The following is a 19,812-nucleotide window of genomic DNA, read 5'->3' as shown; positions in this document are numbered from 1 at the left end:
AAGGTGATATCAAACAACTCAACCGCGTTTGTCGTACAGCTTGGGCTCGCCCGGTGGACGGCTCTTGAAGCGCCGGTGGGCCCAGAGGTACTGCTCGGGACAATCGCGCACCGACTGCTCGACCCATTGATTGATGCGGATGCAATCGGCTTCCTCGGTCTCCCCCGGGAAATCCGCCAGCGGAGCCTGGATCACCAGGCGATAACCGCTGCCATCGGCCAGGCGCTCTTGGGTGAACGGCACCACCAGCGCCTTGCCCAGGCGGGCGAACTTGGTGGTGGCGGTGACCGTCGCGGCCTGGATGCCGAACAGCGGCACGAACACGCTTTGCTTGGCGCCGTAGTCCTGGTCCGGCGCATACCAGATCGCCCGCCCGGCCCGCAGCAGCTTGAGCATGCCCCGCACGTCGTCACGCTCCACCGCCAGGGAATCGAGGTTGTGCCGCTCGCGGCCCCGGCGCTGAATGTAGTCGAACAACGGGTTATTGTGCTCGCGGTACATGCCATCGATGGTGTGCTGTTGGCCGAGCAAGGCCGCGCCGATTTCCAGCGTGGTGAAATGCAGCGCCATCAGGATCACGCCCTTGCCCTCGCGCTGAGCCTGCTTGAGATGTTCCAACCCTTCGACATGGGCCAGTTTCGCCAGCCGCGAGCGCGACCACCACCAACTCATGGCCATTTCGAAAAAGGCGATGCCGGTGGAGGCAAAGTTTTCCTTGAGCAGACGCTTGCGTTCGGCAGCGGTCTTTTGCGGGAAACACAGTTCCAGGTTGCGACGGGCGATGCGCCGTCGGTCGCCGGCCACCCGGTACATCAGCGCCCCCAATGCACGACCGACCCGCAGCAATAACGGATAAGGCAATTGCACGATCAGCCACAACAGCCCCAGGCCACACCACAGCAGCCAGAAACGCGGATGAAAAAATGCAGCTCGAAAACGCGGGCGATCCATTACAACTTCCATTAAGACATGGGCCGCGCATTCTACATTGTTCGACCCGGGTTGCGGCTGGCGGACGATCTCGTTATAAGTCTCGGCACTTTTAGTGACAAGCCGTTGTACGCCGACCATGAGCCAAACCGAACCGCTAGACCAAGATCCCGTGTTCCAGCTGAAGGGCAGCATGCTCGCCATTACGGTGCTGGAACTGGCCCGCAACGACCTGGAGAGCCTTGACCGGCAACTGGCGGCGAAAGTCGCCCAGGCCCCGAACTTCTTCAGCAATGCTCCCCTGGTGCTGGCCCTGGACAAGCTGCCGGCTGGCGAAGGCTCAGTGGATCTGCCAGGCCTGATGCGCATTTGCCGCCAGCACGGTCTGCGCACCCTGGCGATCCGCGCCAGCCGCATCGAAGACATCGCCGCCGCCATCGCCGTGGACATTCCCGTGCTACCGCCGTCCGGCGCCCGGGAACGGGTGCTGGAACTGAGCCCGGCCGAAGCGAAGAAAGCCCCGGAAAAACCACCGGAGCCCACCATCAAGCCAACGCGGGTCATCACCTCGCCGGTGCGCGGCGGGCAGCAGATTTATGCCCAGGGTGGCGATCTGGTCATCGTGTCGTCGGTCAGCCCGGGGGCGGAACTTCTGGCCGATGGCAACATCCATGTATACGGCCCGATGCGCGGTCGAGCGCTGGCCGGCGTCAAGGGTGATACCAAAGCCAGGATCTTCTGTCAGCAATTGAGCGCTGAGCTGGTTTCCATCGCCGGGCAGTACAAGGTCTCCGAGGATTTGCGTCGCGACCCGTTGTGGGGGGCCGGCGTTCAGATCAGCCTGTCGGGCGACGTGTTGAACATCATTCGGCTTTAACGGATACTGCCGCATTTTCCAAGCATCTCTAAAACGAGCGAAAACGGCTTAAACGACGTAGGAAAAAGGATCTGGCAGTGTTTACCGGAGGTAGACCCCGCCCGACAGCCGATTCCAGCCAAGCCTGTCCAATTGCAACGGTTTTCCAGAGATGTTTTTCAGGGGCTGACAAAGTCCCTTTTTCCTTAGGGGTGAAACACCTTGGCCAAGATTCTCGTGGTTACATCCGGCAAGGGTGGTGTGGGTAAGACCACCACCAGCGCCGCTATCGGTACCGGCCTCGCTCTGCGCGGCCACAAGACAGTCATCGTCGACTTCGACGTCGGTTTGCGTAACCTGGACCTGATCATGGGTTGCGAGCGTCGCGTGGTCTACGACTTCGTCAACGTGGTCAACGGCGAAGCGAACCTGCAACAGGCTCTGATCAAGGACAAGCGCCTTGAGAACCTCTACGTGCTGGCCGCCAGCCAGACCCGCGACAAAGACGCGCTGACCCAGGAAGGCGTGGAAAAAGTCCTGATGCAACTCAAGGAAGACTTCGAGTTCGTGGTCTGCGACTCCCCGGCCGGTATCGAGAAAGGTGCCCACCTGGCCATGTACTTCGCCGACGAAGCGATTGTCGTGACCAACCCGGAAGTGTCGTCGGTCCGTGACTCCGACCGTATGCTGGGCCTGCTGGCGAGCAAATCCCGCCGCGCCGAAAAGGGCGAAGAGCCGATCAAGGAACACCTGCTGCTGACCCGCTACAACCCGCAACGGGTCAGCGATGGCGAGATGCTGGGCGTCGAAGACGTCAAGGAAATTCTCGCGGTCACCCTGCTGGGTGTCATTCCGGAATCCCAAGCGGTACTCAAGGCTTCCAACTCCGGCGTGCCGGTGATTCTCGACGACCAGAGCGACGCCGGCCAGGCGTACAGCGATGCCGTTGATCGCCTGCTGGGCAAGACCGTGGAGCATCGTTTCCTCGATGTAACGAAGAAAGGTTTCTTCGAGCGCCTGTTTGGAGGTAGGTAATGAACCTTTTTGACTTCTTTCGTGCCAACAAAAAGCCCAGTACCGCCTCGGTCGCGAAAGAGCGTCTACAGATCATCGTGGCGCACGAACGCGGCCAACGCAGCACCCCTGACTACCTGCCAGCCTTGCAGAAGGAACTGGTGGAAGTGATCCGCAAATACGTCAACATCGGTAGCGATGACGTGCATGTGGCGCTGGAAAGCCAGGGCAGCTGCTCGATCCTGGAACTCAATATCACCCTGCCGGATCGCTGATCGCCCCGGCGGGAGCCACGGCGGCTCGGGTCCTTCTCCTCCCACCCTTGGGTTTGAGAAGGACCCGAGCCGCCGTTGGCGTTTGTAACGAGACTGTTTTCAATGCCCCTGTCCAACATCCGCATCATTCATCAGGACGCCGCTGTCCTGGTGGTCGACAAGCCGACCCTGTTGCTTTCCGTGCCCGGCCGGGCCGACGACAACAAAGATTGCCTGATCACCCGCCTGCAGGAAAACGGCTATCCGGAAGCGCGAATCGTGCACCGACTGGACTGGGAAACCTCCGGCATCATCCTCTTGGCCCGTGACCCGGACACTCATCGCGAACTGTCCCGGCAATTTCATGATCGCGAAACCGAAAAAGCCTACACGGCGTTGTGCTGGGGCCAACCGGAGCTGGACAGTGGCAGCATCGACCTGCCCTTGCGCTACGACCCGCCGACCAAACCCCGGCATGTGGTGGACCATGAACAGGGCAAACACGCCCTGACCTTCTGGCGCGTACTGGAACGTTGCGGCGACTGGTGCCGGGTCGAGCTGACGCCGATCACCGGGCGCTCGCACCAATTGCGCGTACACATGCTGTCCATCGGTCACCCGCTGCTGGGCGACGGGCTCTACGCCCACCCGCAGGCCCTCGCCGCCTGGCCACGCCTGTGCCTGCACGCCAGCATGCTGAGCTTCACCCATCCGCAAAGCGGCGAGCGCTTGCGCTTCGAGTGCCCGGCACCGTTCTAGATCCGTTGAAAATGGCTTCATCCGATAAAGGCTTGGCATGCAAGTTATTGATTTTCTGGAAACACCCGTCAAAAAAGTCCGCCACCAATTGCTCTACCTGATCTACGGCGACAAGGACGCTTATCGCCACGAAGCCAAGTTCAGCATCCTCACCGCCCTGGCCCACGGCAATCCGGCGACCCTGCCCAGCATCAGGATCCTGACCGACCGGCCTGAGGATTATCGCGGCTGGCCGGTCGAAACCCTCGCGCTGAGCCCGCGGTTGCTGGCCGAGTGGCAAGGCAACAACGGTTACATTCACCGGCGCAAGGCCTGTGCCATCGCGGCCGGTCTGACGCTGGCGGAGAAGACCCTGTTCGTCGACACCGACACGCTGTTCCTCTCCGACCCCGACCTACTGTTCAAGCAAATCCAGCCAGGGCAGTACCTGATGGACAGCTTCGAATACCACTGGGACTATGTCTGCAAGCGCGAGGATTACCTCAAGCTGGGCACGCACCTGCGCGCCCACGGCATCACCCCGGACAACAGTTTCAAGCTCTACAACAGCGGGTTATGCGGTGTGACTGACAAAGACGGGGCGCTGCTGGCCCAGGCCGTCGGGCTGATCGATGAATGGACCGAAGGTGGCTTCGACATCCACACCATCGAACAGATCGCGATTTCATTCGCCTTGCGCAACCAGGCCATCAGCGAAACCAACAAGCACGTCTATCACTACTTCGCCGAGAAGCGCTTCTTCCACACCATGCAAGCGCACTTCTTTGCCCAGCACGGCGAGGCGTTCAACGCGCAGTTGGTGGAGCGTTGCCACGACGTTCCGCGCACCCGGCCTTTCCCGTCGGCCTGGCGGCGGCTGAAGATCAAATGGAAGTTGCGCAATCACAGCGGCCCCTTGCACAGGATCGGCCGCGACCTGCTGTATGGCAGTGCGGCACCGGAGCATCCTTACTACAACCTCTGCCGGCACCATTGGTGGGATTCGGCATCGCGGGAGATCCTTCGCCTGGACCCGAAGCACCAGCAACAGCTGTTCGGCCAACTGGAGCACTGGCCGCGGCACCTGCCTGAACCGTCCAAGGCACAGGACAAGCCGCTGATCATGGCGCACTTGCGCAAGCGGATCACGGCCTCGGGCTGATCGATGGCGGGGCCGTGGAACAATCCGCGACGGGGGATTGGGCCTGCAACGCAGGCGGTCGATGGGGTAAACTCCCGCCCATCGCTGTCTGGAGTGACTTATGCGCGCAGAGTTGAACCAAGGCCTGATCGACTTCCTCAAGGCCTCCCCTACCCCGTTCCATGCCACCGCCAGCCTGGCCCAGCGCCTGGAGGCGGCCGGCTATCAGCGTCTTGACGAACGCGAGACCTGGGCCACCGAGGCCAACGGTCGCTACTACGTCACGCGCAACGACTCCTCGATCATCGCCTTCAAGCTCGGCCGCAACTCACCGCTGCACGACGGCACTCGCCTGGTCGGCGCCCACACCGACAGCCCTTGCCTGCGGGTCAAGCCACAGCCGGAGCTGCAACGCCACGGGTTCTGGCAGTTGGGCGTGGAAGTCTACGGCGGCGCGCTGCTGGCGCCGTGGTTCGACCGCGACCTGTCCCTGGCCGGGCGCGTGACCTTCCGCCGCGATGGCAAGGTCGAAAGCCAGTTGATCGATTTCAAGGCGCCGATCGCCACGATTCCGAACCTGGCCATCCACCTCAATCGCGAAGCCAACCAGGGCTGGGCCATCAACCCGCAGAACGAACTGCCGCCGATCCTCGCCCAGTTCGCCGGTGACGAGCGTGTCGACTTCCGTGCCGTGCTCACCGATCAACTGGCCCGCGAACACGGCCTGAATGCCGACGTGGTGCTCGATTACGAGTTGAGTTTCTACGACACCCAAAGCGCCGCGATCATTGGCCTGCACGGCGACTTCATTGCCGGCGCGCGCCTGGACAACCTGCTGTCGTGCTATGCCGGCCTGCAAGCCTTGCTGAACGCCGACACCGAAGAAACATGCGTACTGGTGTGCAACGATCACGAAGAGGTTGGCTCGTGCTCGGCCTGTGGCGCCGACGGCCCGATGCTGGAACAAACCCTACGTCGCCTGCTGCCTGAAGGTGAAGAATTCGTCCGCACCATCCAGAAATCCCTGCTGGTGTCGGCGGACAACGCCCACGGCGTGCACCCCAACTATGCCGACAAGCACGACGCCAATCACGGCCCCAAGCTCAACGCCGGTCCGGTGATCAAGGTCAACAGTAACCAGCGCTACGCCACCAACAGCGAAACCGCCGGGTTCTTCCGTCACCTGTGCATGGCCGAAGAAGTGCCGGTGCAGAGCTTCGTGGTGCGCAGCGACATGGGTTGCGGCTCGACCATCGGCCCGATCACCGCCAGCCAGCTGGGCGTGCGCACCGTGGACATCGGCCTGCCGACCTTCGCCATGCATTCGATCCGCGAACTGTGCGGCAGCCATGACCTGGCGCACCTGGTGAAAGTGCTGAGCGCGTTCTACGCTTCTCGCGAGTTGCCCTAGCCGCTACTCCCCTGTTTGGATGGCCCCATGTGGCGAGGGAGCTTGCTCCCGCTGGGCTGCGCAGCAGCCCCAAAACTGCGGTTGAATGCAGATTTGCCAGTGCTGCGCACTGGAGCGGGAGCAAGCTCCCTCGCCACAACCGTGTTCGCCTCAGGATCGCGGGTGATGTGACACACATCATCACAATCCGGAAAAACCCCAACTAGACTGGCCTTATCCCCCCCTGACAAGGCCGTCTCCATGGTTCCCATGTCTTCGTTCAACACCATGCTGGTCCCCATCATCGCCGGCATGATCCTGCTGGCCATCGGCTTCAACTTCCGTGACAAGAACGTCGGGGTCTTCGCCATGTGGATCGGCATGTTGCTGATCCTCGCCACGGTGTTATTCAGGATCCTGGCCAAGCTCAACGAGTCAGCCTGAGTTCACCTCAAGCGGGCGGTTGCTCGGGCACATCCACCCCGACATGGATCGCGTCGTGTCGCCAGAACTCCAGGTCGCAGTCGATCAGCCGCTGGTGCTGGTCATAGTTGACCCGTGCGATGCGAAGCCCGGGGCTGCCCACCGAAACCCTCAACGCCGCTGCCGCTTCCGGCTGTAAAGAGGTGGGCACGATTTCGAACTTCACCCGGCCGTAGTGCAGGTCGTAATGGCGGGCGTACAACTCGGTGATGGACTGGTTGAGATCGAACTTGAGGATGTCCGGAAAATACTGCGGGTTCAGGTAGTGTTCGACGTACAGCACCAGGCGCTCGTCGATACGGCGCACGCGGCAGATCTGGATCACGCTGGACAGCGCCGGCAGTTGCAACCAGGCACACACGGCCGCCGAAGCCGGTTGCAGGCGCGCCGAGATCACTTGGGTAGAAGGCACACGCCCCTGGGCCGCCACCATGGCGTGGAAATGGCTACGCTGCATCAGGTTGTAGGCCAGACGCGGCGGTGAGACGAACCAGCCCCGGCGCTCCTCCCGATAGATCTGCCCCTGGGCTTCGAGCTGCAACAACGCCTCGCGCACGGTAATCCGCGTGGTCCCGAACAATTCACTGAGCTTGCGCTCGGCCGGCAACTTGCTGCCGGGCGCCAGCAACCCGTGGTCGAGTTGCTCTTGCAGGACCTGTCCGATGGCTGTCACCGCTTTGGTTGCATCGATGCGCATCAACGTTACCTATCTGGACTAGACCAGCACTGTTTCGGGGCAGGATCGACGGTTCATCGATCCGCTTCTGGGTCCAGCAAGCCTAGGCACTGCACATGACTGGCAGATGACAGAGTCGCCGAACGGTCGTTGTTTCAGCGTGCAAATTAACGGCCAAGTCCTTTCAGATCAGCTGTTTAACCATGGTCTACGCTTAATTCGCAGCCAGCCTCCACGAGCCGGGTATTTCCTAGAGCCCCCGACACCGACATCAAAATGTCACAGGGCTCGCCTACATTGGCTCAGGTATTGCTGACCTAGACCAACACAACCGCAATCGCAGCGTTGAAAACGCCCATAGGAGCTTCGGATGAAACAGCTTTTCCTGGCATCACTGTTAGGCTCGACCATTGCCATGTGCACCGCCGCCATGGCCGCTGACACCGATCTGAAAACGTTGGAAGCCGCTGCGAAAGCGGAAGGCGCCGTCAACAGTGTCGGCATGCCCGATGACTGGGCAAACTGGAAAGGCACCTGGGACGACCTGGCCAAGGTCTACGGCTTGAAACACATCGACACCGACATGAGCTCGGCCCAGGAAATCGCCAAGTTCGCCGCCGAAAAAGACAATGCCAGCGCCGACATCGGCGACGTCGGGGCGGCGTTCGGCCCGATCGCGGTCAAGCAGGGCGTGGTCCAGCCCTACAAGCCAAGCACCTGGGAACAAGTGCCCGCCTGGGCCAAGGACAAGGACGGCAACTGGGCATTGGCCTACACCGGCACCATCGCCTTCATCGTCAACAAGAAGCTGCTGCACGGTTCCGAAGTGCCGACCAAATGGGCTGACCTGAAGACCGGCAAGTACAAAGTCTCCATCGGCGACGTGAGCACCGCGGCCCAGGCCGCCAACGGCGTGCTGGCGGCGGCCCTGGCCAACGGCGGCGATGAGAAAAACCTCCAGCCGGCCCTGTTGATGTTTGCCGAAATCGCCAAGCAAGGGCGTCTGTCCATGGCCAACCCGACCATCGCCACGATGGAAAAAGGTGAAGTCGAAGTCGGTGTGGTCTGGGACTTCAACGGCCTGAGCTACAAGGCCAAGATGGCCAACCCGGATGACTACGTCGTGCTGATTCCGTCCGACGGCTCGGTCATCTCCGGCTACACCACCATCATCAACAAATACGCCAAGCACCCGAACGCCGCCAAGCTGGCCCGCGAGTACATCTTCAGCGACGCCGGCCAGATCAACCTGGCCAAGGGCAACGCCCGTCCGATCCGCGCCGAGCACCTGAAACTGCCGGAAGAGGTCCAGGCCAAGCTGCTGCCGAACGAGCAATACAAAGGCGTGACCCCGATCAAGGATGCGGATGCGTGGGAGAAGACGTCCAAGGCACTGCCGCAGACGTGGAATGAACAAGTCATCGTCGAGATGAAGTAAGGCGGTAGCTCCCGTCCGGATATCCACTGGCAATCCAATTGTGGGGGCAGGCCCTGTGGGAGCGAGCTTGCTCGCGATAAACGATGACACGGTATTGCTGTTGAACCGTGTCGCCTTCATCGCGAGCAAGCTCGCTCCCACAGAAGCTCGCTCCCCATTGGATCTGCGGTGAGTCCGAGTTTTCTGGTGTCCATCCGGAGTCCTGGTACCCATGAAGCACAACGTCATCCTGGTGGTGCTCGACGGTCTCAACCATGAGGTCGCCCGGCATGCCATGGGGCATTTGCAGGCTTACGTCGGCGCAGGACGCGCGGCCCTCTACACACTGGAATGTGAGTTGCCCGCCCTGTCCCGCCCACTCTACGAATGCATCCTCACCGGGGTCGTGCCCATCGACAGCGGGATTGTGCACAACAACGTCACGCGCCTGTCGAACCAGCGCAGCATATTCCACTACGCCACCCAGGCCGGCCTGAGCACAGCGGCAGCGGCGTACCACTGGGTCAGCGAGCTCTACAACGCCTCGCCCTTCGTGGCCGGTCGCGACCGTCACACCGACAACCCCGACCTGCCGATTCAATACGGGCATTTCTACTGGAATGACCACTACCCCGATTCCCATCTGTTCGCCGACGCCGAACACCTGCGCCAGCGCTACTTGCCGAACTTCCTGCTGGTGCACCCGATGAACATCGACGACGCTGGCCACAAGCACGGCCTCGACACCCCGCAATACCGCAACAGTGCCCGCTCGGCCGACATCAACCTGGCGGTCTACCTGCAAGCCTGGCTCGACGCCGGTTACCAGGTGCTGGTGACCTCCGACCACGGCATGAACAACGACCGCTCCCACAACGGCCTGCTGGCCGAAGAACGGGAAGTGCCGCTGTTCGTCCTGGGTGACAGCTTCAGTTTCGATCCCGCTGCCACGCCGAGGCAGACCGAGCTGTGCGGCACCATTTGCCAATTGCTCGGCGTCGACCACGACAAACCCTATTGCCAGGAGTTACTCAAGTGAACGCCATGACGCGCGGCAAATGGCTGGCAGCGTTGTGCCTGGTGCCCTTCGCGATTTTCTTCACCGTGTTCCAGATCGCCCCGCTGCTCTGGGTGCTGGTCAACAGTCTGGAATCGGAAGAGTTCGGCTGGGGCCTGGCCAACTTCAGCAAGATCTTCAGTTCCAAGTTCTACCTGCAAGCCATCCAGCACAGTCTGGAGATCAGCTTCTGGTCCAGTGTGTTCGGCATCGTCATCGCCGTGCTCGGCAGCTACTCATTGCGCCGTGTGGATTCGCGGCTGCGCAACTTCGTCAATGCCTTCGCCAACATGACCAGCAACTTCGCCGGCGTGCCCCTGGCCTTCGCCTTCATCATTTTGCTGGGGTTCAACGGCAGCATCACGATCATGCTCAAGCAGGCGGGAATCATCGAGGATTTCAACCTGTATTCGAAAACCGGGCTGATCATTCTCTACACCTACTTCCAGATTCCCCTGGGCGTGCTGCTGCTCTACCCGGCCTTCGACGCCCTGCGCGAAGACTGGCGCGAATCCGCCGAGTTGCTCGGCGCCAGCGGCTGGCAGTTCTGGCGGCACATCGGCTTGCCAGTGCTGACCCCGGCGCTGCTGGGCACCTTCGTGATCCTGCTGGCCAACGCCCTCGGCGCCTACGCCACGGTCTACGCGTTGACCACCGGTAACTTCAACGTACTGCCGATCCGCATCGCCGCCATGGTCTCCGGCGACATTTCCCTCGACCCGAACCTGGCCAGTGCCCTGGCCGTGGTGCTGGTGGCGTTGATGACCGTGGTGACCATCGTCCATCAGTTGCTGCTCAGGAGGAGCTACCATGTCTCGCGCTGAACCGGGCTCCGTCGGGCTCTATCATCGGGCAGTGGTGTACCTGCTGTTCGCCATCCTGCTGCTGCCCCTGGCCGGCACGCTGGTCTACTCCATCGCCAGCAGTTGGTCGGCCACCGTGCTACCCAGCGGCTTCACCTTCAAATGGTATGTGCAGTTGTGGAGCGATCCGCGCTTTCTCCACGCCTTCGGTCAATCGTTGCTGGTCTGTGTCGGGGCGCTGGTGCTCTCGGTGGTGTTGATCCTGCCGTTGCTGTTCGTGGTGCATTACCACTTCCCCAAACTCGACGCACTGATGAACATTCTCATCCTGCTGCCGTTCGCAGTGCCGCCCGTGGTGTCGTCGGTGGGGCTGCTGCAACTCTATGGCTCCGGGCCGCTGGCGATGGTCGGTACGCCGTGGATCCTGATCGGTTGCTACTTCACCGTCGCCCTGCCGTTCATGTACCGGGCGATCACCAACAACCTGCAGGCCATCAACCTGCGCGACCTGATGGACGCCGCCCAACTGCTTGGTGCCAGCACTTTCCAGGCCGCGTTCCTGGTGGTGCTGCCGAACCTGCGCAAGGGGCTGATGGTGGCGCTGCTGCTGTCCTTCTCGTTCCTGTTCGGCGAATTCGTGTTTGCCAACATCCTGGTCGGTACCCGCTATGAAACCCTGCAGGTCTACCTGAACAACATGCGCAACAGCAGCGGCCACTTCACCAGTGCGCTGGTGATCTCCTATTTCTTCTTCGTACTGGTCCTGACCTGGGCGGCCAATATCTTGAACAAGGACAAAAGCCAATGAGCTACGTCAGCGTCCAACACCTGCAAAAAAGCTATGCCGGCACCCCGGTGTTCAGCGACATCAACTGCGAGATCGCCAAGGGCGAATTCGTCACCCTGCTCGGCCCTTCCGGTTGCGGCAAATCCACGCTGTTGCGCTGCATTGCCGGCCTGACCGCGGTGGATGCCGGCCAGATCATCCTCGACGGACAGGACATCGTCCCGCTGAGTCCTCAGAAACGCGGCATCGGCATGGTCTTCCAGAGCTACGCCCTGTTCCCGAACATGACCGTGGAGCAAAACGTCGCCTTCGGCCTGCGCATGCAAAAGGTCGACGCCTCGGACAGTCGCCAGCGCGTGCTGGAGATCCTGCGCCTGGTGGAGCTGCACGATTTCGCCGCCCGCTATCCCCATCAACTCTCCGGCGGCCAATGCCAGCGTGTCGCCCTCGCCCGCTCCCTGGTCACCCGGCCGCGCCTGTTGCTGCTGGACGAGCCGCTGTCAGCCCTGGATGCGCGGATTCGCAAGCACTTGCGTGAACAGATCCGACAGATCCAGCGTGAGTTGGGCCTGACCACCATTTTCGTCACACATGACCAGGAAGAAGCCCTGACCATGTCTGACCGGATTTTCCTGATGAACCAGGGAAAGATCGTACAAAGCGGCGATGCCGAAACCCTTTACACTGCGCCTGTCGATGTCTTTGCCGCCGGCTTCATCGGCAACTACAACCTGCTGGACGCCGACAGCGCGAGCAAACTGCTGCAGCGGCCGGTGAACGGTCGCATCGCCATCCGCCCGGAGGCCATCGAGCTGAGCCGCAACGGCCAGGCCGATGCGCTGATCCGCAGCCACAGCCTGCTGGGCAATGTCATCCGCTACCGGGTCGAGGCCCGTGGCGTGGAATTGGTGGTGGATGTGCTCAACCGCTCGGCCGCCGACCTGCACCCCGATGGCGCACGGTTGGCACTTTCCATCGATCCATCGGCGCTGTGTGAGGTAGCCTGATGGCTTTGTTGATTTTGAAGCTGATCTTGAAAAGGGAAACACGCTGATGGCCCTGGCAATTTTTGATCTGGACGAAACCCTGATCCACGGCGACTGCGCCACCCTCTGGAGTGAACAGATGGGTCGCCTGGGCTGGGTCGATCCCGAGTCGTTCATGCGGCGCAACAACGAGCTGATGGACGCCTACAGCCACGGCAAGCTGAGCATGGAAGAGTACATGGACTTCAGCCTGGAACCGATGATCGGCCGCACACCGGAAGAAATCGAGCACCTGGTGGCGCCGTGGGTGGAAGACTTCATCGAACCGATCATCTTTAGCGACGCCACCAGGACCATCGCCGAACACCGCAAGGCCGGCGACCGGATCCTGGTGATTTCGGCCTCCGGCACGCATCTGGTCAAGCCGATTGCCGAACGCCTGGGCATCGATGAGATCCTGGCGATCGAGCTTGAAGTGGCCCATGGTGTGTACAGCGGCAAGACCGTGGGGACCCTGACCTACCGCGAAGGCAAGATCACACGGCTGCTGGATTGGCTGGATGCCGAGGAGGAGAACCTGGAGGGCGCGAGTTTCTATTCCGACTCGCGCAACGACCTGCCGTTGTTGCTCAAGGTCGATCACCCGCACGTGGTGAACCCGGACCCGGTGTTGAAGGCCCATGCCGAATCGGCCGGGTGGCCAATCCATAGTTGGAAATAAGCAGCCCCGTGTGGGAGCGAGCTTGCTCGCGATGGCGGTCGCACACTCAACAACTTGATTGATGTCACACCGCTATCGCGAGCAAGCTCGCTCCCACAGGTCTGCGCAGAATCAGCTCAGGCTCTCGTCGATCAGCAACACCAACTTGCCCGACACCTGGTTGGTCGCCAACTCCGCGAACGCCGCCTCGGCGTCCTTGATCGCGAAGGTCCGGGCCAACTGCGGGCTCAGGCGCTTGTCGGCAAACAGCGGCCACACCTGTTGCCCCAGCTCGCTGATCAGGTCGGCCTTGAATTGCTCATCACGGCTGCGCAGGGTCGAGCCGAGCAGTTGGATACGCTTGCCCAGCACCTGGGCCAGATCGAGCTCGGTCGAGCGCCCGCCCATCAGGCCGATCAACACCCAACGGCCGTCAACTGACAAAAGTTTCACGTTGAGTTTGGCGTAGCTGCCACCCACCGGATCGAGGATCACGTCGAAGGGACCGAGGTCGTTCAAACTCTCCAGGCCATCGGTGCGTACCACGCCGCCCTGGGCGCCCAGGGCCTCGCAATAGGACAGCCGCTCGGTCGAACCGACACTGACCCAGCATGGGTTGCCGAACGCCTTGCACAGCTGGATCGCGGCCGAACCGACACCGCTGGCCCCGGCGTGCAGCAGCACTTTCTCGCCCGGTTTGAGCGCCGCCAGCTGGAACAGATTCAGCCACGCGGTGCTGTAGACCTCAGGCAGCGCGGCCGCTTCAGCCAAGGACAGGCCTTCGGGCACCGGCAGCACATGGCGACCATCGACCACCACCTCCTCGGCCATTCCACCGCCGGCCAGCAACGCGCAAACGCGGTCGCCCACCTGCCAGGACGAGCCCGGCCCGACCTCGCTGATCACCCCGGAACACTCCAGCCCCAATACCTGGCTGGCGCCGGGTGGCGGCGGGTAAAGCCCGGCTTTTTGTAACAAATCGGCCCGATTCAGGCCGGCGGCCGCCACACGGATGCGAACTTGCCCCACATCACACGTCGGGCTCGGCTCATCTGCCCATACCACTTGGCCTTCAACGCCTTGCAATGCTTTCACGGTGCCTCCATAGTGAGTCTCGACTGGGCCCGCTGCTTCAACGCCGGGCTTTCTTGCATTATGCGCCCGGGCCACATGGAACCGGCGACTTCAAAGACGGCCTAATATGCGTTATCAATTGTCCCTGCGTCGAATCAGCATGAAGCACCTATTCCCCAGCACCGCCCTCGCGCTCGTCATTGGCCTCGGCCTGTTACCGTTGTCGAACGATACGTTCGCAGCCAACAGCTGGGACAAGCTTCAGCCCGATCGCGACGAAGTGATTGCCAGCCTTAATGTCGTCGAATTGCTCAAGCGCCATCACTACAGCAAGCCGCCGCTCGATGACGCGCGCTCGGTCATCATCTATGACAGCTATTTGAAGCTGCTCGATCCATCGCGCAGTTATTTCCTGGCCAGCGACATCGCCGAATTCGACAAGTGGAAAACCCAGTTCGACGATTTCCTCAAGAGCGGCGACCTGAACGCCGGGTTCACCATCTACAAGCGCTACCTGGACCGCGTGAAGGCGCGTCTGGACTACGCCCTTGCCGAGCTGAACAAGGGCGTCGACAAAATCGATTTCAATACCAAGGAAACCTTGCAAGTCGACCGCAAGGACGCCCCTTGGCTCAAAAGCACAGCCGAACTCGATGACCTGTGGCGCAAGCGCGTCAAGGACGAAGTGCTGCGCATGAAGATCGCCGGCAAGGATCCCAAGCAGATCCAGGAAACCCTGACCAAGCGCTACAAGAACCAATTGGCGCGCCTGGACCAGACCCGCGCCGAGGATATTTTCCAGGCATACATCAACACCTTTGCCATGTCCTACGACCCGCACACCAACTATCTGTCGCCGGATAACGCGGAAAACTTCGACATCAACATGAGCCTGTCCCTGGAAGGCATCGGTGCCGTGCTGCAGAGCGACAACGACCAGGTGAAGATCGTGCGCCTGGTCCCGGCGGGCCCCGCAGACAAAACCAAACAGGTCAGCCCGGCGGACAAGATCATCGGTGTCGCCCAAGGCAACAAGGAAATGGTCGACGTGGTCGGCTGGCGCCTCGACGAAGTGGTCAAGCTGATCCGCGGCCCGAAAGGCTCGGTGGTGCGCCTGGAAGTCATCCCGGCCAGCAACGCGCCGAACGACCAGACCAGCAAAATCGTGGCCATCACCCGTGAAGCGGTGAAACTGGAAGAGCAGGCGGCGAAGAAGTCGATCCTAAACCTCAAGCAGGACGGCAAGGACTACAAGCTCGGCATCATCGAGATCCCGGCTTTCTACCTGGACTTCAAGGCCTTCCGCGCCGGGGATCCGGACTACAAGAGCACCACTCGCGACGTCAAGAAGCTGCTGACCGAACTGCAGAAGGAAAAGGTCGACGGCGTGGTCATCGACTTGCGCAATAACGGCGGCGGTTCCCTGCAGGAAGCCACCGAGCTGACCAGCCTGTTCATCGACAAGGGCCCGACCGTGCTCGTGCGTAACGCCGATGGCCGAGTGGATGTGCTGGAAGACGAAAACCCGGGCGCGTTCTACAAGGGGCCGATGGCCTTGCTGGTCAACCGCTTGTCGGCATCGGCCTCGGAGATTTTCGCCGGCGCCATGCAGGACTATCACCGCGCACTGATCATCGGCGGCCAGACCTTCGGCAAAGGCACCGTGCAGACCATCCAGCCGCTCAACCACGGCGAGCTGAAACTGACCCTGGCGAAGTTCTACCGGGTGTCCGGCCAGAGCACCCAGCACCAGGGCGTACTGCCTGACATCGATTACCCGTCGATCATCGACACCAAGGAAATCGGTGAAAGCGCCCTGCCCGAAGCCATGCCGTGGGACACCATCCGGCCGGCGATCAAACCGGCCGTGGACCCGTTCAAGCCGTTCCTGGCCCAACTCAAGTCCGACCACGACGCGCGCTCGGCCCAGGATGCGGAGTTCGTGTTCATCCGCGACAAGCTGGCCCTGGCGCAGAAGTTGATGATGGAGAAAACCGTCACCCTCAACGAAGCCGACCGTCGCGCGCAGCATGCCGACATCGAGGCCAAGCAACTGGCCATGGAAAACCTGCGTCGCAAGGCCAAGGGCGAAGAACCACTCAAAGAGCTGAAGAAAGAAGACGAAGACCTGATCACCGAGCCGGAGAAAACCAAGCCGGAAGACGATGCCTACCTGAGCGAGACCGGGCGGATCCTGCTGGATTACCTGAAACTCAATACGGCGATCGCCAAGCACTAAGATGATGGCCATTTAATGGTGATGCTCGTCGGAGTGTCATCAAACTGACATCAGTCTGTCGTGAAATACAGGACTGGGTGCCCCGCATCCGGTCCTTTTTTTATCGCCAGAGATTGCCATGACCACGATAGAACAGCTGAGTGCCTTGAGTTCGATCCTGGCTCAAAGCGGTTTGCACAGTCTGTTCCAACCGATCATCTGCCTTTCCGAACGGCGCATCGTGGGTTATGAAGCCTTGACCCGCGGCCCTTCCAACAGCCCGCTGCACTCGCCCATCGCGCTGCTCTCCGTGGCGCGCCAGGCCGGACGCCTCAGCGAGCTGGAGCTGGCCTGCCGCCGCAGCGCCTGCCAACGCTTCAACGAGCAAAAACTGCCGGGCAAGCTGTTTCTCAACGTCTCGCCCGAGTCCCTGCTGGAATCCGCGCACCAGACGGGACGCACGCTGCAATTGCTGCAAGACTTCGGCATCGCACCCAGCCAGGTGGTGATCGAGCTGACCGAACAGACCCCTATCGATGACTTCCAGCTCCTGCAAACCGCCCTGCATCACTACCGGGCCATGGGTTTCTCGATTGCCCTGGACGACCTCGGCGCCGGTTATTCGAGCCTGCGGTTGTGGTCCGAATTGCGACCCGACTATGTGAAGATCGACCGGCATTTCATCGACGGCATCCATCAGGACGCCCTCAAGCGCGAGTTCGTGGGCTCGATCCTGAAAATCGCCCGGGCTTCCCGCGCCCAGGTGATTGCCGAGGGAATCGAACTGCCGGAAGAACTGGCGGTGCTGATCGAAATGGGCGTCGACCTGGTCCAGGGTTATCTGCTGGCCCGCCCCCAGGAACAACCGTCACGCGATGCCAGGGCGCTGATGCCCCGACAGGACAGCGGCGTGGCGGCGCTGAGCGATGAGATCAACGACCTCAGTGCGCTGCTCAACGAACAACCGGCGATGGCCCACAACACACCGACCGCCACCGTGCTGGAAGCGTTTCGGCGCCAGGCCAACCTCAACTCCCTGGCCGTGCTGGACAATCAGAACCAGCCCTGCGGCATCGTCCATCGCCATTCACTCTCCGACGCTTTGCTCAAACCCTTCGCCACCGACCTGTTCGCCCGCAAGCCCATCAGCCGGCTGATGAGCGATGACTTTCTCGCGGTGGAGTTGAACCAATCGCTGCAACAAGTCAGCCGCCTGATCACCAGCCGCGCCCGACAGCGCATCGAAGAAGACTTCATCATCACCCTCAACGGCGGCTACCTGGGCCTGGGCCGGGTGATCGACGTGCTCAAGCTCATCACCGAGCTGAAAATCCAACAGGCCCGCTACGCCAACCCACTGACCCTGCTGCCGGGCAACGTCCCGATCCAGCAATGCCTCACGCGCCTGCTGCAACAACGGCAGGAATCGGTGATCTGCTACGTGGACATCGACAGCTTCAAGCCCTTCAACGACATCTACGGCTACGGCCGCGGCGACGAAGTCCTGCTGTGCCTGGCTCAATGCCTGAACGAACGCATCGACCCCAGCCGCGACTTCGTCGGCCACATCGGCGGCGACGACTTCCTGCTGGTCCTCGGCCCGGAAGACTGGCGCAAACGCCTGGACCAATTGCTGAGCGACTTCCAGACCCATTGCCGACGCTTCTATCGGCCTGAACATCTGGAGGCGGGGTGCTTTACGGCGTTGAATCGGCAGGGCATTCGACAGGAGTTCGCGTTATTGTCGCTGTCGATTGGGGTGGTGCATCTGCGCGCCGAGGCCTGTGAGGAATTGGACGCCAGTCAGTTGGCTGAGCTGGCTTCCCAGGCCAAGCACCATGCCAAGGAGATTTTGGGGGGGAGTGTGTATTTGGTGGAGGGTTTGGCTGAGCGGGAGGCTGTGGTGGCGTTGGGGTTGTCGGTGTGAGCGGATTCCCATTGGCGCCCTCGGCCCGAGAGCCTGGCACAAACCCTGTGGCGAGGGAGCTTGCTCCCGCTGGGCTGCGTAGCAGCCCCCTTCTGAACAGCACTGCGGTTCGCCTGGTTGATTGAATAGGCTGTTTTGGGGCCGCTTCGCAGCCCAGCGGGAGCAAGCTCCCTCGCCACAAAAGCGGTTTGGTGGTGGTTGATTAAGCAGTAGCAAATTCAATTACTTGCCTCTGGCCTAGCCCCCATCAAAGAGTACCTACACGTAGTCCCAAGTAGATCTGTCTTCAGCTTCAGCTTTGCGGAGGTCGTCTGCCCATACTTCAGTTGCGAATTTATATATATCTTCAAAGAAAATTCTAGGATTTTTCATCGTATCCCATCCGTTAGGGAGCGATGAACAGGTCTGAGAGTCATGTTCCAATAGGGCCTGAAAGTCATAACTGCTATCTCGCAGGGCATCTCCTAAGCTTTTGTAAAGGAGGAATTTTTGTCTGTACGTAATTTTCCAGCGCTTTGTTAGCGAGTAATTTAAAATTAACACCTCTCGATCTACGGGGTTATTGGGGTCAAATTTCTCAAGCTCTTCACCTAGAGTTTCCTCTCGGTCGTATATATCGAAACAACCTAAAAAATATGCAGGTGTTGGTACGTAAGGCTGCCCAGTGCTAGGATCAATCAATTTTATGCCCCCTATTTAATTGGATACAGTGTAAATGGGATTTCAGTATCTCGATCAAACTTCATTTCTATACGATTCATTTTTACCAGTTTTGGATTATTTGGATCCCTAGAGTTTGGAATATATCCCTCTCCTGCCCCCGGAAAATCCGCCCGTAGATATTTGCTTCCGCTTTTATCCGTTAGTAATACATGACCGCTATTTTTCTTTGAAATTGCTAACTCATAAGCTTTTAACTGTAACTCCCAACTGTAAAACCTCGAACTTGGATTCCCTTTCCTATGTGAAGGGGTCCTCCCAGTAACGGGATCGGTACCATCAATTGCTCGCTGCTTCCACACTTGATCTGGGACCGCAGGACTATGCTTACCAACCATGTGCATGCCTTGTTCCCTGTCTAAACGCCTGACCTCTTTTTCAGCCAACTCAGCAGCGGTTGGCTTTGGCAACCGCGGCTCACCCTCATCTACCTGGACCTTCGCCGCCGGATCCAGATCCCCAACCGCCGGCCGACACCCACCCTGCCCCGGACAATCCACCAACCCCAACGGATCCACCCACCCCGTCGGGTTCACCGTGTAGCGATACCCATTGAGCCCACCCGCCAACTTGCTCGGATCAGGCGTCAAATAGCGGCCGGTCTCGGGATTGTAGTAGCGGTGCCGGTTGTAGTGCAGGCC

At 60.6% G+C, this 19,812-nt stretch carries 20 protein-coding genes; 15 read left to right on the top strand and 5 right to left on the bottom strand.

Going from position 1 to position 19,812, the window contains the following annotated elements; genetic code table 11:
- Window positions 1–18: 18 nt before the first annotated feature.
- Window positions 19–951, bottom strand: coding sequence for a lipid A biosynthesis lauroyl acyltransferase (locus BLO80_RS16095; protein WP_092328438.1), 933 nt, complete (start codon window positions 949–951; stop codon window positions 19–21).
- Window positions 952–1,069: 118 nt separating this feature from the next.
- On the opposite strand from BLO80_RS16095, the gene minC reads away from it, so the two are divergent.
- From minC to BLO80_RS16060, 7 genes are all read left to right on the top strand, one after another.
- On the top strand, window positions 1,070–1,807 hold the full coding sequence (gene minC / locus BLO80_RS16090; RefSeq protein ID WP_092328440.1) for a septum site-determining protein MinC: 738 nt from the start codon (window positions 1,070–1,072) through the stop codon (window positions 1,805–1,807).
- A gap of 201 nt (window positions 1,808–2,008) precedes the next feature.
- Window positions 2,009–2,821 carry a septum site-determining protein MinD gene (minD, locus tag BLO80_RS16085; RefSeq protein ID WP_003179114.1) on the top strand — a complete coding sequence of 271 codons (813 nt, stop codon included), beginning with the start codon at window positions 2,009–2,011 and terminating at the stop codon, window positions 2,819–2,821.
- Entirely contained in the window at window positions 2,821–3,075 is a 255-nt protein-coding gene (minE, locus tag BLO80_RS16080) for a cell division topological specificity factor MinE (protein ID WP_003179111.1), read from the top strand. The genes minD and minE overlap by 1 nt, the downstream gene beginning before the upstream one ends.
- 102 nt (window positions 3,076–3,177) lie before the next feature.
- Complete coding sequence (locus BLO80_RS16075) at window positions 3,178–3,813, top strand: RluA family pseudouridine synthase (RefSeq protein ID WP_018612476.1); 636 nt, start codon at window positions 3,178–3,180, stop codon at window positions 3,811–3,813.
- A 37-nt stretch (window positions 3,814–3,850) separates the two neighbouring features.
- Complete coding sequence (locus BLO80_RS16070; protein WP_092328443.1) at window positions 3,851–4,954, top strand: hypothetical protein; 1,104 nt, start codon at window positions 3,851–3,853, stop codon at window positions 4,952–4,954.
- 100 nt (window positions 4,955–5,054) lie between these two features.
- Window positions 5,055–6,344: a M18 family aminopeptidase gene (locus BLO80_RS16065; protein WP_092328446.1), complete on the top strand. Its 1,290-nt coding sequence runs from the start codon at window positions 5,055–5,057 to the stop codon at window positions 6,342–6,344.
- A 240-nt stretch (window positions 6,345–6,584) separates the two neighbouring features.
- Window positions 6,585–6,767: a hypothetical protein gene (locus tag BLO80_RS16060; protein ID WP_092328448.1), complete on the top strand. Its 183-nt coding sequence runs from the start codon at window positions 6,585–6,587 to the stop codon at window positions 6,765–6,767.
- Between the two features lie 7 nt (window positions 6,768–6,774).
- Here the strand turns inward: BLO80_RS16060 and BLO80_RS16055 are convergent, their stop codons facing one another.
- Window positions 6,775–7,503: a UTRA domain-containing protein gene (locus BLO80_RS16055; protein ID WP_092328451.1), complete on the bottom strand. Its 729-nt coding sequence runs from the start codon at window positions 7,501–7,503 to the stop codon at window positions 6,775–6,777.
- Window positions 7,504–7,852: 349 nt separating this feature from the next.
- On the opposite strand from BLO80_RS16055, the gene BLO80_RS16050 reads away from it, so the two are divergent.
- The 6 genes from BLO80_RS16050 to BLO80_RS16025 all read left to right on the top strand — a co-directional run bounded on the left by BLO80_RS16050 (window position 7,853) and on the right by BLO80_RS16025 (window position 13,253).
- The gene (locus BLO80_RS16050) at window positions 7,853–8,920 is read left to right on the top strand and encodes an ABC transporter substrate-binding protein (RefSeq protein ID WP_092201699.1); all 1,068 of its coding nucleotides are present in this window, start codon (window positions 7,853–7,855) and stop codon (window positions 8,918–8,920) included.
- Window positions 8,921–9,131: 211 nt separating this feature from the next.
- A complete protein-coding gene (locus BLO80_RS16045) occupies window positions 9,132–9,938 on the top strand; it encodes an alkaline phosphatase family protein (RefSeq protein ID WP_092201697.1) in 807 nt (268 codons plus the stop codon).
- A gap of 5 nt (window positions 9,939–9,943) precedes the next feature.
- The gene (locus tag BLO80_RS16040; RefSeq protein WP_175459514.1) at window positions 9,944–10,780 is read left to right on the top strand and encodes an ABC transporter permease; all 837 of its coding nucleotides are present in this window, start codon (window positions 9,944–9,946) and stop codon (window positions 10,778–10,780) included.
- Window positions 10,767–11,567, top strand: a complete 801-nt coding sequence (locus tag BLO80_RS16035; RefSeq protein ID WP_060741108.1) for an ABC transporter permease — start codon at window positions 10,767–10,769, stop codon at window positions 11,565–11,567. Before BLO80_RS16040 ends, BLO80_RS16035 begins: the two co-directional genes overlap by 14 nt.
- Complete coding sequence (locus tag BLO80_RS16030) at window positions 11,564–12,553, top strand: ABC transporter ATP-binding protein (RefSeq protein ID WP_092328456.1); 990 nt, start codon at window positions 11,564–11,566, stop codon at window positions 12,551–12,553. Before BLO80_RS16035 ends, BLO80_RS16030 begins: the two co-directional genes overlap by 4 nt.
- A 46-nt stretch (window positions 12,554–12,599) precedes the next feature.
- On the top strand, window positions 12,600–13,253 hold the full coding sequence (locus tag BLO80_RS16025; RefSeq protein ID WP_092328458.1) for an HAD family hydrolase: 654 nt from the start codon (window positions 12,600–12,602) through the stop codon (window positions 13,251–13,253).
- A gap of 111 nt (window positions 13,254–13,364) precedes the next feature.
- On the opposite strand, the gene BLO80_RS16020 is transcribed toward BLO80_RS16025, so the two are convergent.
- Window positions 13,365–14,327, bottom strand: coding sequence for a zinc-binding dehydrogenase (locus BLO80_RS16020; protein ID WP_092328461.1), 963 nt, complete (start codon window positions 14,325–14,327; stop codon window positions 13,365–13,367).
- A 139-nt stretch (window positions 14,328–14,466) separates the two neighbouring features.
- Between BLO80_RS16020 and BLO80_RS16015 the strand changes: the two genes are divergently transcribed.
- Window positions 14,467–16,545, top strand: a complete 2,079-nt coding sequence (locus BLO80_RS16015) for a carboxy terminal-processing peptidase (RefSeq protein ID WP_175459511.1) — start codon at window positions 14,467–14,469, stop codon at window positions 16,543–16,545.
- Window positions 16,546–16,663: 118 nt separating this feature from the next.
- Window positions 16,664–18,451, top strand: a complete 1,788-nt coding sequence (locus tag BLO80_RS16010; protein ID WP_092328466.1) for a bifunctional diguanylate cyclase/phosphodiesterase — start codon at window positions 16,664–16,666, stop codon at window positions 18,449–18,451.
- Window positions 18,452–18,709: 258 nt separating this feature from the next.
- Here the strand turns inward: BLO80_RS16010 and BLO80_RS16005 are convergent, their stop codons facing one another.
- Window positions 18,710–19,132 carry a hypothetical protein gene (locus tag BLO80_RS16005; protein WP_081015385.1) on the bottom strand — a complete coding sequence of 141 codons (423 nt, stop codon included), beginning with the start codon at window positions 19,130–19,132 and terminating at the stop codon, window positions 18,710–18,712.
- Between the two features lie 11 nt (window positions 19,133–19,143).
- On the bottom strand, window positions 19,144–19,812 hold a 669-nt coding region (locus BLO80_RS16000), incomplete at its 5' end, for an RHS repeat-associated core domain-containing protein (protein WP_139197013.1).

Source organism: Pseudomonas sp. NFACC56-3, from assembly GCF_900100025.1.
In the GTDB taxonomy this organism is placed as follows: Bacteria; Pseudomonadota; Gammaproteobacteria; order Pseudomonadales; family Pseudomonadaceae; genus Aquipseudomonas; species Aquipseudomonas fluorescens_AA.
This window is presented reverse-complemented; position numbering and strand designations above follow the sequence as displayed.